At 67.6% G+C, this 12,059-nt stretch carries 11 protein-coding genes; 8 read left to right on the top strand and 3 right to left on the bottom strand.

Annotated features, from left to right (window positions below; genetic code table 11):
• Positions 1–49 precede the first annotated feature (49 nt).
• Positions 50–1,255 carry a cytochrome P450 gene (locus tag M3Q35_RS40845; RefSeq protein WP_273937930.1) on the bottom strand — a complete coding sequence of 402 codons (1,206 nt, stop codon included), beginning with the start codon at positions 1,253–1,255 and terminating at the stop codon, positions 50–52.
• The gene (locus M3Q35_RS40840) at positions 1,252–2,778 is read right to left on the bottom strand and encodes an MFS transporter (protein WP_273937929.1); all 1,527 of its coding nucleotides are present in this window, start codon (positions 2,776–2,778) and stop codon (positions 1,252–1,254) included. The genes M3Q35_RS40845 and M3Q35_RS40840 overlap by 4 nt, the downstream gene beginning before the upstream one ends.
• 397 nt (positions 2,779–3,175) lie before the next feature.
• Between M3Q35_RS40840 and M3Q35_RS40835 the strand changes: the two genes are divergently transcribed.
• The 8 genes from M3Q35_RS40835 (at position 3,176) to M3Q35_RS40800 (ending at position 11,103) form a co-directional block, all read left to right on the top strand.
• Positions 3,176–3,427, top strand: a complete 252-nt coding sequence (locus tag M3Q35_RS40835; RefSeq protein ID WP_273937927.1) for a phosphopantetheine-binding protein — start codon at positions 3,176–3,178, stop codon at positions 3,425–3,427.
• A gap of 105 nt (positions 3,428–3,532) precedes the next feature.
• Entirely contained in the window at positions 3,533–4,615 is a 1,083-nt protein-coding gene (locus tag M3Q35_RS40830) for an LLM class flavin-dependent oxidoreductase (RefSeq protein WP_273937925.1), read from the top strand.
• Entirely contained in the window at positions 4,612–5,739 is a 1,128-nt protein-coding gene (gene solA, locus M3Q35_RS40825; RefSeq protein ID WP_273937923.1) for an N-methyl-L-tryptophan oxidase, read from the top strand. Before M3Q35_RS40830 ends, solA begins: the two co-directional genes overlap by 4 nt.
• 24 nt (positions 5,740–5,763) lie before the next feature.
• Positions 5,764–6,684, top strand: a complete 921-nt coding sequence (locus tag M3Q35_RS40820) for an AfsR/SARP family transcriptional regulator (RefSeq protein ID WP_273937922.1) — start codon at positions 5,764–5,766, stop codon at positions 6,682–6,684.
• A 22-nt stretch (positions 6,685–6,706) separates the two neighbouring features.
• Positions 6,707–8,308 carry a (2,3-dihydroxybenzoyl)adenylate synthase gene (locus tag M3Q35_RS40815; protein WP_273937921.1) on the top strand — a complete coding sequence of 534 codons (1,602 nt, stop codon included), beginning with the start codon at positions 6,707–6,709 and terminating at the stop codon, positions 8,306–8,308.
• A complete protein-coding gene (locus M3Q35_RS40810) occupies positions 8,305–9,540 on the top strand; it encodes a DegT/DnrJ/EryC1/StrS family aminotransferase (protein ID WP_273937919.1) in 1,236 nt (411 codons plus the stop codon). The genes M3Q35_RS40815 and M3Q35_RS40810 overlap by 4 nt, the downstream gene beginning before the upstream one ends.
• Entirely contained in the window at positions 9,501–9,683 is a 183-nt protein-coding gene (locus M3Q35_RS40805; protein ID WP_273937918.1) for a tautomerase family protein, read from the top strand. The genes M3Q35_RS40810 and M3Q35_RS40805 overlap by 40 nt, the downstream gene beginning before the upstream one ends.
• A gap of 331 nt (positions 9,684–10,014) precedes the next feature.
• On the top strand, positions 10,015–11,103 hold the full coding sequence (locus M3Q35_RS40800; protein WP_273937917.1) for an HNH endonuclease signature motif containing protein: 1,089 nt from the start codon (positions 10,015–10,017) through the stop codon (positions 11,101–11,103).
• On the opposite strand, the gene M3Q35_RS40795 is transcribed toward M3Q35_RS40800, so the two are convergent.
• Positions 11,097–12,044 carry an ornithine cyclodeaminase family protein gene (locus M3Q35_RS40795; RefSeq protein ID WP_273937916.1) on the bottom strand — a complete coding sequence of 316 codons (948 nt, stop codon included), beginning with the start codon at positions 12,042–12,044 and terminating at the stop codon, positions 11,097–11,099. The two genes, M3Q35_RS40800 and M3Q35_RS40795, sit on opposite strands and share 7 nt — an antisense overlap.
• Positions 12,045–12,059: the final 15 nt, after the last annotated feature.

Genomic DNA, 12,059 nt, shown 5'->3' with positions numbered 1-12,059 from the left:
GCCCCCGCGTGGCGGGGGCGCTGTTGCCGGAACTCTGCGGTTGAGGGGGTTAGCCGCGGATCACGGATACGGGGAGGTTCTTGGTGCCGTACAGGCCTTCTCGGTGGTATACGACCTCGGCGCCGGGCGTGACCCGAATGTCGGAGAACCGGTCCAGCACCAGCTCGAGCGCGATTCGACCCTCGGTACGGGCCAGCGGCGCGCCGAGGCAGAAGTGGATGCCGTGCCCGAAGGCCAGCTGCTGCGCCGAATTGCGGTGCAGGTCGAAGCGCTCCGGGTCGGGGAAGGCCCGCTCGTCGTGGTTGGCCGACAGCAGCGACGGCATCACCATGCTGTTCGCCGGGATCGCCACGTCCCCGATGACCACGTCGGTGGTGGTGATCCGGCTGGCGATGGTGATCGGCGTCCTTGTCCGCAGCACCTCCTCGACGGCCTGCGGGATCAGCGACCGGTCGGCCCGCAGCGCCGGCTGGATGTCCGGGTTGTCCTCCATGCACAGCACGGTGTTGCCGAGCAGCATGGTGGTGGACACGTGGCCGGCCATCAGCAGCAGGCACGCGAAGTCCACGACCTGCTTGTCGGTCAGCCGGTCTCCGTCCACCTCGGCCTGCACCAGCTTGGTCAGCAGGTCCTCACGGGGCTTGGTCCGCCGGTCCGCGCAGTGTGCGCCGAGGTAGTCCCGCATCTGCTGCATCGGCGTGCCGACCAGCTCGCGGAACTCGGCGTCGTCGCTCTCGAACTGCATCGACACCGGGTCGTCGAACTCCTTGGACAGCATGCGCTCCGACCAGCCGCGGAACAGCTCCCGGTCGCCGGCCGGCACGCCGAGCAGCTCGGCGATCACGATCACCGGCAGGGTGTAGGCGAACTCGGTGATCAGGTCGAACTGGTCGCTTTCGATGCCGTCGAGCAGTTCCCGACCGAGCTCGGCCACCCGGGGCTCCAGCTGGGTTACCGTGCGCGGCGTGAACGCGGTGCTGACCAGCCGCCGCAGCTTGCGGTGCAGCGGCGGGTCGATCACCGACAGGATGTCCCGGGAGAGCGGGTCCGCGTCGGGCATGATCCGGCTGATGTCCGACGAGTACGTGGTGAAGTCCGAGGTCACGGCGACCACGTCGGCGTGCCGGAAGACGTGGAACACGCCGTACTCGTCACGCCACACCGGCTGGTTGTCGCGCATGGTCTTCAGCCACGACAGCAGGGCCGCACCACCGTCCTGAGTGGACGGCTTGGCCGACACGAGTTGCTGGGTCACGCGTTGCTCCTCTCCGGCTCGCCGGCCACGGGCAGCGGCTCGGCCACGACAGCGGGCTTGTCGGCCCGCAGCAACAGGAATCCGGCCAGCAGACCGCCGGCCAGCACGGCCACCGCGCCGATCAGCTGGCTGCTGGACATACCGGCGGCGAAGGCGTCGCGCGTCGCCGCGATGACGTCCGGCTTCCCTTGCGCCGCCTGCAAAGCTGCCGGCAGCGACTTGCTGGCGTCAGTACCGAGACCGGACGGCAGCTGCGACGCGAACCGTGCCGTCAACACGGCACCGAGCACGGCCACACCGAACGAGCTGCCCAGCTCCTGCAACGTCTGGCTGACACCGGAACCGGTACTGGCCCGCTCCGGCGGGATGGCGCTCATCAGGGCGTGCGCCGCGATCGGCATCGACATGCCGACACCGAAACCGATCAACGCCAGGCCCAGCAGCGTGGCCAGGTAGCCGGCGGAGATCGGGATCAGCGCGATGCAGGCCAGGCCGGCCGCGGCCAGCGTCATGCCGACGATGATCGTCGGCCCCTGGCCGAGCCGCTTGCCGATGCGCGCGGACAGCAGGCTGCTCGCGATCATCGTGCAGATGGCCAGCGGCGCGATCCGGAAACCGGCCTCCAGCGCGGAAAAACCGAGCACGAACTGGAGGTGCTGGGTCAGCAGGAACAGCGAGCCGCCCATGCCGAACGCGGCCAGGATGCCGCCGGCCGCGGCGCCGTTGAACCGTCGGTTGGCGAACAGCGACAGGTCGAGCATCGGGTTCTCGGCCTTGAGCTGCCAGATCACGAAGGCCACCAGGGCAATCACGCCCAGGCCGATCGCACCGAGCACCGGCAGCGAGCCCCAGCCGTCCTCCGGGCCGGAGATGACCGCCCACACCAGCGCGGCCATGCCGATCGCCGACAGCACGCCGCCGAGCACGTCCGGGTATTTGCCGGCCGGGTCCTTCGACTCCGGCACGAGCACGGCCACCCCGATGAAGCCGATCAGCGCCACCGGCACGTTGATCAGGAACACCGAGCCCCACCAGAAGTGGGCCAGCAGGAAACCGCCGAGCACCGGGCCGAGCGCGATGCCGGCCGAGGACACCGCCGCCCAGATGCCGATCGCCTTGCCGCGTTCCTCGTTGTCGAACACCCGCACCAGCACCGCGAGCGTGCCCGGGGTGAGCAGCGCGGCGCCGACGCCCATGCCGGCGCGGGCGACGATCAGCTCGATCGGCGAGCCGGCGAACGCGGCGACGCCCGAGCCGATGCCGAACAGGGCCAGGCCGAGCAGCAGGCCGCGCTTGCGGCCGTAGCGGTCGGACAGGCTGCCCGCGGCGACCAGCAGGCCGGCCATGGCGAGCGAATACGCGTTGATCATCCACTGGATGTCCGGCGTGCTGGCGCCGAGCCCGGAGACCAGCGACGGCACCGCGACGTTGAGCACCGTGTTGTCCAGCACCACCGTCAGCAGCGCGAGACAGAGCACGCCGAGAATCCACCACCGCTGGGGATGGCGCTGAGTCGTTTGCACAGTGAAGCTCCCGAAAAACGTGTGTGAGACAAGCGAGCGGCGGCGAACGGGGTCGCCGGAAGCACGCGCGTCGGCCCGAGGGCGTGGACAAGCGCGTGGAACGACACGCCGTGGGCATGCGAAAAGGGAGTCGGGGCCGGCGGTCAGACGGCGTAGTACACCGGACGCGGGCCACGAAGAAGAGGCTCCCTCAGGGGAGCTCGCTGACTACCGACCTCAAAAGATCACGTCAGCGAGTATGGCACAGCTCCGGCGCGGGACACAAACCTCCGATCGTGTGCTGGACACGGGTACCGCCCGAATGCTGCTGGCCGCCGTTGACACGGCGCTGACATCGTGTTGACACCGCCGTTCGGCGATCTTCGCGCGTGGGCGAACCGTCGTTAGCATGCATTTCATGACCGATGACACGACGCCGCGACTGCCGGCCGACAAGGAAGAACTGCGCACTCTCATTGCCGCCAAAATCGAGGTCGACGCGGCCGAGATCGCCGACGGCGAGGACCTGATCGAGTGGGGGCTCGATTCCGTGACGATCATGGGCCTGGCCAACACCTGGCGCCGCGCCGGGGCCGACGTCGACGAGAAGGTGCTGCTCAGGACGGTCACCGTGGACGGATGGTGGCAGCTGCTGGCCCCGGCCGCCTGACCACGGGTCGGCGCTCGCTCGAACAGGACTCGACTTTTCCGCCGGAATTCGGTTCGCCGGGCTACGTTGGCCGCAAATGGTCATCGCGACCCCACGGAGCCAACCATGGAATTCGGCGTCAACTTCTTCCCGGTGGTCGACCCGGCGGAAAAGAGCGCAACGCAGTACTACGACGAGAGCCTGCGGCTGACGAAGGTCGCGGAGACCCTCGGATTCGAACACGTGCAGACCGTAGAGCACTATTTCTCGGCCTACGGCGGCTACAGCCCCGACCCGGTCACGTTCCTGGCCGCGGTGGCCGCGCAGACCACCCGGATCCGGGTGGCGACCGGGGCCGTGATCGCCGCGTTCACCCATCCGCTCAAGCTGGCCGGCAAGCTGGCCATGCTCGACCACCTCTCGCACGGCCGCCTCGATGTCGGCTTCGGCCGGGGCTTCCTGCCCGACGAGTTCGAGGCGTTCCAGGTGCCGATGGACTCCAGCAAGGCCCGCTTCGCCGAGACCATCGAGGCCGTCCGTCGCTTGTGGACGGAGGAGAACGTGTTGTGGGACGGGCAGTTCCACCAGTTCGGCCCGGTGTCCATGCTGCCTCGCCCGTACCAGCAGCCGCACCCGCCGATCTTCGTCGCCTCGGCGACCAGCGCCGAATCCTGCGCCGCCGCCGGCACCGCGGGCCACCACCTCCAGGTCGTGCCGTCGGTGACCTCGCGGGAAGCGTTGCAGGAGAACATCGCCGGCTACCGCGCCGCCTACGCCGCCGCCGGACACCCTGGCGCGCCGCGGATCCAGATCAAGTACACGTGTTACCTGTCCGAGGATCGCAGCGAGGCCCTGGTCGCCGGCGCGCACTACGAGCAGAACTACATCGACAAGATGGCCGAGGCCATTGCCTCCTGGGCCAGCACGCGCAGCGACGCCTACCCGGGCTACGAGAAGTTCATCGACAAGGTGCGGGCCTTCGACTTCAAGAAGTCCCTTCAGGACAACAAGGTTCTTGCCGGTACGGCTTCCGACATCCGCGCGCAGCTGGAGACCATCCGTGGCTGGTTCGGCGACGACCTGTGTGTGAGCCTCCAGTTTAACCCGGGCGCGATGCCGTTCTCGCAGTCGCTCAACGCCATCGAGTTGTTCGGGCGTGAGGTCATGCCGCACTTCACGGCTGTCGGTGCGTTGCAGGAGGTCCGGTGACCGTCGCCGTCATCGGGCTGGGCGCCTGGGGCTCGTCGACGCTGTGGCGGCTGGCCGCCGCCGGCGTCAAGGTGATCGGCTTCGAGCAGTTCACCCCGGGGCACGCCAACGGTTCCTCGCACGGCGGCAGCCGCATGTTCCGCACGGCCTGTCTGGAGCACAACGACCTCGTGCCGCTGGCGCAGCGGTCGCTGACGCTGTGGCGGGAGCTCGAGGACGCCAGCGGTGAGGCGCTGTTCGACAACAGCGGTGGGCTGCTGATCGGGCCGCGTGATGGTCACGTGGTGGCTGGGACGTTGGCGGCGGCGCGGGTTCACGGTATTCCGGTCGAGGAGCTGTCGGCGGATCAGTTGGGAGCGAGGTTCCCGGCGCACCAAGGGCTTCCGGCCGATCATGTTGGCGTGTGGGAGCCGACCGGTGGGTTGATTCGGCCGGAGGCGGCGATTCGTGCTGCTGTGGCGACTGCGCGGACTGCCGGTGCTGTGGTGTATGAGAACACGCGGGTCACCGAGATCGATGTGCTGGATGACGGGGCCGTGGTTCGTACGCCTACCCGGGATTTCCGGGTGGAGCAGGTGGTGGTGACCGCTGGGCCGTGGGTGGCCAAGCTGCTGCCGGAGCTGCCGCTGGAGCCGGTGCGCATGCCGACGACGTGGTTCCGGCCGACTGGTGACGTGGAACCGTTCGCGCTGAAGAACTTCCCTTCGTTCATCCGAGAACTGGGGCACGGCAAGGCAATCTGGGGCCACGGTTTCCAGGACGGCCCGGATGTCAAGCTGGGACTGGAAGACGGCGGCGGCAACTTCAAGCCGATCGACCCGGACACTACGGATCGCGGTGTGACGCCGGCGGACTGGCACACGCTGACCGGCCTGCTGGCGACGGCCGTGCCAGGCCTGGGAGCACTCCCGTCGGCCGTGACCACGTGCATGATCACCAAGACGCCGGACCGGCAGTTCCTGCTGGGCCGGCCGCGCGGCAGCCGCGCGCTGGTGGTCGGGGCGGGCTGCGCCGGACACGGCTTCAAACACGCGACCGGCATCGGCGAGGCGCTCGCCGACATCACGCTCGGGCGGCCGACCGGCAGCCCGCTGGGATTCACCGATCCCAACAGGTTCCTGTAGTACCACGGGGTGGAGGGGCAAGCCGTGCGACTGCGTTTGCTGGGACCGGTCGACATCTTCGACGAGGTCAACGGCCGGCGGATCGACCTGACCGGGGCTAAGCGACGCGCCCTGCTGGCCACACTGGTGGTCCGGCAGGGCCAGACGATCTCCCTGCACCGGCTGACCGAAGAGCTGTGGGGGGAACGGCCGCCGGCCAACGCGGTCAACGCGCTACAGGCGCATGTCGCGCGGCTGCGGAAGCTGCTGTCGGTGGCGGGCGGGAGCCCGGACCAGATCGTGACCCAGTCCTCGGGCTATAGCCTGGATCTGGAGCCCGGGCAGACGGACGTGGATGAGTTCAATCGGCTGTCGGCGCAGGCGCGTGAGGTGCTGGCTGATCGGCCGGAGCGGGCGATCGAGTTGCTGCGTGCGGCGTTGGATCTGTGGCGGGGCCCGGCGTTCGACGGGAACACGACCGGGGAGATCCTGGCTACCGAGGCTGAGCTGCTGACCGAGAATCGGCTGGCGACGTTGGAATCGCTGTATGACGCGTCGTTGCGGATCGGGCGGCACCGTGAGGTGGTCGGCGAGATCGAGGAGACCATCGCGGCGCATCCGTTGCGGGAGCGGTTCTACGACCAGCTGATGGTGGCGTTGTACCGGTGTCACCGGCAGTCTGAAGCCATCGGCGTGTATGACCGGGCGCGGCGAAAGCTGTTGCGGGAGCTGGGGGTTGAGCCGGGGCCGGCGCTACGGGGGCGGATGCAGGCGATTCTTGCGCACTCGCCGTCGTTGCTGCTGCCCGCGTCGGAAGAGTCTGATGTGGACGGATTGTCGATCACCAGCATCGGGGACCTCAACCAGGAGCTGGCGCACCTGCAACGGCGGATGAACACATTGGCGCGCAGGCAGGAGCAGCTGATGCGCATGGTCGCCGGCACGGCCGCGGTCGCGGGCCTGTAGACACTGTAGGAAAGGACATTCCATGCTCGACGGATGCGTGCCCTATCCGCCGGAGGTGGCGGACCGGTACACCGAGGCCGGCTACTGGCGGGGCGAGCCGCTGGGCCGCCTGCTGCGGCAGTGGGCTGCTGCCCACGCCGACCGCACCGCGCTCGTGGACGGCGATCGTCGTTTCACGTACGCGGAGTTGGATGCCTGGGCGGATCGGCTGGCGGCTGGGCTGCATGCGCAGGGGATTCGGTCGCGGGACCGGATCGTGGTGCAGCTGCCGAACTCGGCGGAGTTCGTGGCGCTGTGCTTCGCGATGTTCCGGCTGGGGGCGCTGCCGGTTTTTGCGCTGCCGGCGTTCCGGTCGTTGGAGATCCGGCACCTGTGTGAGCTGTCGGGGGCGATCGGGTATGTGGTGCCGGACGAGCACCTGGACTTCGACTACCGCGGACTGGCCCGGCAGGTAGTGGAGGAGATTCCGGCTCTGAAGCACGTTTTCGTTGCCGGGGAGGGTGACGGGTTCCTCGGGTTGGCCGAGATCGAGGCTGAGCCGGTTGAGCTGGCGGAGCCCGATGCCCATGACGTCGCCTTTTTCCTGCTGTCCGGCGGGACGACGGCGCTGCCGAAGCTGATTCCCCGCACGCACGTGGACTACGAGTACATGACCCGCATCACCGCGGACATCTGCGAGCTCGGACCGGACAGCGTGTACCTGACGGTGCTGCCGATCGAGTTCAACTTCCCGTGGGGCTGCCCGGGGGTGATCGGCATTCTCGGGGTCGGCGGGACGGCCGTGATGGCTCGGACACCGAATCCGGTGGAGTGCTTCCGGCTGATCGAGGAGGAAGGCGTCACGATCACGTCGATCGTGCCGACGATCGCGCACATGTGGCTTGAGGCGACGGAGTGGAACGAGCGCGATCTGTCCAGCCTCGAGGTGATCCAGATCGGGAGTGCGAAGCTGCATCGCCTTGTCGCGGAGCGGATCGAGCCGACGTTCGACTGCCGGCTGCAGCAGGTGTTCGGGATGGCCGAGGGGCTGCTGTGCTTCACCCGCTACGACGACGACAACGAGACGATCGTGTCGACGCAGGGGACGGCTGTTTCGCCGGCGGATGAGATCCTGGTGGTTGACGAGGCCGGGAACCCGGTGGCTGAGGGCGAGGCCGGTGAGCTGCTGACGCGGGGACCTTATACCTTGCGGGGGTACTACAACGCGCCGGAGCACAACGCGAAGGCGTTCACTGCCGACGGTTTCTATCGCAGCGGTGATCTGGTTCGGATCACCGCGAGTGGGAAGCTGGTGGTGGAAGGTCGCGTCAAGGACGTGATCAACCGAGGCGGGGACAAGATCTCGGCGACGGAGATCGAAGGGCACATCACGGCGCATCCGAACGTGGTGCAGGCGGCGGTGGTGCCGGTGCCGGACCTGGTGCTCGGCGAGAAGACGTGCGCGGTGATCATCGCGGAAGGGGTGGCGCCGAAGCTGCCGCAGCTGAGGAAGTTGCTGCGGGAGCGGGGACTGGCGGACTACAAGCTGCCGGACCGGGTTGTGGTGGTGGAGAAGTTCCCGCTCACCGGGTTGGGCAAGGTGGACAAGAAGACGTTGGCGGCCCGGATGGCAGGTGCGTCATGAGTTTCGCGGTTCCGTTCGCGCGTAGGGGAAGCCTGGTCGACGACAGTGATGTTGCCGCCGTGGCACGGCTGGTGTCGGAGGCTGGCACGCTGTCGGCCGGGGAGTGGCGGGACCGGTTCGAGCGGCGGTTCGCGGAGCATGTCGGTGCGAAGCACGCGATGTCGGTGACCAGTGGCACGGTGGCCCTGGAGCTGGCCATCCAACTGCTGGACCTGGCTCCGGGTGATGAGGTGATCGCCACCCCGCAGACCTTCCAGGCCACGTTGCAGCCGCTGCTCGACCACGATGTCCAGGTCCGGTTCTGCGATGTGGATCCGTTGTCGCTCAACATGGATCCCGTTGTGCTGCGGACCCTGATCACTGAGCGGACCAAGGCGATCCTGCTCGTCCACTACGCCGGCTACCCGGCGCAGATGGACGAGATCATGGCGATCGCGCGGAAGCACGGGATCATCGTCATCGAGGACTGTGCGCACGCGTTGGGGTCGGAGTACCTGGGGCGGCGGCCGGGGAATCTGGCTGACATCGGGTGCTTCAGCTTTCACTCCACCAAGAACATCACCACGCTGGGCGAAGGTGGGATGCTGACGTTCAACCGGGATGACTGGGCGGAGCGGGTGGAGCGCCGTCGGTCGAACGAGGTCGACGGCATCTTCGTGTCTCAGGCGAATGATGGTGAGCCGTTCCTGCTGCCGTGGATGAAGTTCTCGGCGGACGTGTATCGGATGGCGTGTGTCGGCGTGCGTCGGTCCGGCACGAACGCGACGCTGTCGGAGGCTGCTGCGGCGGCGGGACTGGCGCAGCTGGACAAGCTCGACTCGATGGTGGCTCGGCGGCAGGAGATCGCCGCAAGGTTGGATGAGGTGATCGGGTCGTTCGAGGGGACTCGGCTGCACCAAACCCCGGTGGGTAGCACGCATGCCCGGCACCTGTACACGTTCTTCGTCGAAGACGGTCGGGATGACCTGGTTCGCTCGCTGCACGGGCTGGGGGTTGAGGTCCAGCTTCGGTATTTCCCGCTGCATCTGACGCCGGAGTGGCGGTGGCGGGGACACCGGGCCGGGGAATGCCCTGAAGCTGAGCGGTCGTGGTTCACCTCGCACATGAATTTGCCGTGTCACCCGGGGCTTACCGATCTACAGGTCGACCATCTGGTTGATGCCGTTGCCACGAGTTTGAGCAAGGAGAACGCATGCCGTACATCGATGTCCGGATCTATGAGGGTCGGCTGAACGAGGCCAGCGAGAAGGAGCTGGTAGCTCGGTTGACCGACGCGGTGGCTGAGGTTTTCGGGGATGAGATTCGGGCGGCCACGTGGATCACGTTGACGGGGGTTCCGGAGAAGCGGTGGGGGATCGCCGGGGTTACGGGGTGAGGCCTGTCTGCTGGATGGCCTGAGCTGCCGGTTGGATGAGAATTCGCGCTGGGTCGCGTGGATTTTGTGTGGAGCCTCTGCGCGATGGCCCAAGGGCTAAAAGCGGGCAGGTGGGCCTGCCCTTGGCCTGTCAATTGTACGCCATCGCGCCCCTCCACACAAAATCCACGCTTATTCTTGTTGTTGCCGGATTGGGTGTGGCGGTGGAGAAGAAAAGCTTTTCTGTTGGCATTTATCACCCGTTGGTGGTTCGCGTTGGATCTTACGGGCTAGTATTCTTAGAGGTATGGAACTTACCCGTGAAATGGAGAGCATGGGGCCTGATGGGGCCATGCTCGACCTGATCATGGGTGTGGATCTGACCAGTCTCACCCAAGAACAGCTCGTCACCTATGCGATTCTTGTTCGGAAGATCAAGTCCTGCCTCGAATACGCTGAGCTTCAGGCTATCGCCCGCATCCGGGACGTCACCGAGCTCGCGATGGCGACCAAGGTGGCGGAGGCGGCGCTGGCTCGGTCGCGGGAGACCGCTGCCGCGCTGGCTACCCATCCGGCGCTGGCCGAACAGTTCCGCCGAGGTGAGATCGATCTGGCTCGCTTTGCCGCTGTCCAGGAACGCACGTGTCACCTGGTCGATCCGGCCCAGGTTGCCGAAGTCGACCAGGCTCTGGCGGAGATCGCCGGCGGACTCACCCGGACCCAGCTGTGCCGCAAGGCCACCGCCGCGGTCGCCAAAGCCGACCCCGGGGGCTATGAGCAGCGCTGTCAGAAAGCCAAGGCGTGCAGGCGGGTCGAGTTCTCTCCGCTACCCGATGGCCTGGCCGAGCTGGTGTGGATCCTGCCGGCTCCTGAAGCGCACCGGCTGTTCCAGCAGATCTGCGTCGATGCCAAGTCGCTGCCCAAGGACGACCGCACCACCGACCAGAAACGGTCGGATGTGCTGCTGGACCGACTACTGGGTCAGCGGGACAACTGGAACGTCCGCACCTTCGTCACCATCTCGATGGAGACGCTGCTGGGGCTGACCAGCGATCCCGGTCAGCTGGCCGGTTACGGACCGATCGCTGCTGACGCGGCGCGGGAACTGGCCATGCAGGGGCCGTTCCGAGGGCTGCTCCTCGACGAGTACCGCCAGATCTCCGCGATCAGCACGGGCACCTACCGGCCGACCGCCCTGCTGAAAGAAGCCACCCTTGCCCGGGCAGGCGGGACCTGCACCGCCCCGGGCTGCGCGCGACCCGTCCAAGAGCTGGACCACATCACGCCCTGGCCGGCGGGCCCGACCGAAGCGGCCAACCTTCAAGGCCTCTGCACCTGGCACCACCATCGCAAGCACGACGACTACACCGTCACCCGGGATTCAGACGGCACCACCCACTGGACCACGCCGACAGGCCGCCACCACAGCACCCGCTACTGAAGCTGGGTGCCGACGCCGCGCTTGACCGCGGCGGCGATGACCAGGCCGGCGGCGACGGCGTCCTGGACGGCGACGCCGACGGACTTGTACAGGGTGATCTGGTCGGCGGAAGCGCGGCCGGGGGCGGCTCCGGTGACGATCTCGCCGAGCTCCACCAGGGAGTCGCCGGGCATGCCTTCCAGCTCGCGGCTGCCGACCGGGTACCCGGCGGTGGCACCGGCACGGGCCTCGACACACACCAAGGCGTCGCGGACGGTGTCGGCGTCTACCTCGGTGCCATCGCCGTTGAAGCCGACGGAAGTGACATGGGTGCCTGGGGACAACCACGAACGCCGAACAACGGGAGACGTGGCATGGGTGGCGGCACAGACGATGTCGGCCCCGGTCACTGCCTCCTCGTACGAAGTAACGGCTAGGGCGTTAGGCAGGTCAGCGGCCAGGGCCTGCGACTTCGCCAGGTCACGGCCGGCGACGCGGATCGACGTGATGGGGCGGACCCGGAGCATCGCCTCGGCGTGGGCACGGGCCTGAACGCCGGTGCCTAGCACCGCTAGCACCGACGATTCCGGGCGAGAAAGCAGCCGCGCGGACAACGCCGAGCAGGCGGCGGTGCGTATGGCGGTGATGGCCTCGCCGTCCAAGAACGCGGTGGGCTCACCGGTCTCGGGGGCGAAAGCGACGATCACGGCCTGGTGCGTCGGCAACGCCGTACCGGCATTGCCAGGGAACAAGGTCACGAGCTTGGTCACGAGCGAACCGGTCGACGGCACATAACCGGGCATGGCGGCCAACAAGCCACCGTGCTCGGGCACCGGCGAGCCGACCCGGTCGGGCGCATACGCGCGCCCGGCGCTCAGGTCGGCCATCGCCGGCGCCAATGCGTCGATCAGTTCGTCCAGGTCGAGCAGGTCCTCGACCTGCGACCGATTGAGCACGAGCATCCGGACACCTCCGGC

The organism is Kutzneria chonburiensis (assembly GCF_028622115.1).
Classification (GTDB): domain Bacteria; phylum Actinomycetota; class Actinomycetes; order Mycobacteriales; family Pseudonocardiaceae; genus Kutzneria; species Kutzneria chonburiensis.
The sequence above is the reverse complement of the archived record's forward strand: the minus strand, read 5'-3'. Positions and strand labels throughout refer to the sequence as shown.

What these genes read in the sequence shown, in the direction of transcription:
- M3Q35_RS40830 (WP_273937925.1), top strand. Translation starts at nt 3,533, where the DNA reads ATGGAATTCGGCGTCAACTTCTTCCCGGTGGTCGACCCGGCGGAAAAG.
- M3Q35_RS40795 (WP_273937916.1), bottom strand. Translation starts at nt 12,044, where the DNA reads ATGCTCGTGCTCAATCGGTCGCAGGTCGAGGACCTGCTCGACCTGGAC.
- M3Q35_RS40805 (WP_273937918.1), top strand. Translation starts at nt 9,501, where the DNA reads ATGCCGTACATCGATGTCCGGATCTATGAGGGTCGGCTGAACGAGGCC.
- M3Q35_RS40815 (WP_273937921.1), top strand. Translation starts at nt 6,707, where the DNA reads ATGCTCGACGGATGCGTGCCCTATCCGCCGGAGGTGGCGGACCGGTAC.
- M3Q35_RS40835 (WP_273937927.1), top strand. Translation starts at nt 3,176, where the DNA reads ATGACCGATGACACGACGCCGCGACTGCCGGCCGACAAGGAAGAACTG.
- M3Q35_RS40810 (WP_273937919.1), top strand. Translation starts at nt 8,305, where the DNA reads ATGAGTTTCGCGGTTCCGTTCGCGCGTAGGGGAAGCCTGGTCGACGAC.
- M3Q35_RS40800 (WP_273937917.1), top strand. Translation starts at nt 10,015, where the DNA reads ATGCTCGACCTGATCATGGGTGTGGATCTGACCAGTCTCACCCAAGAA.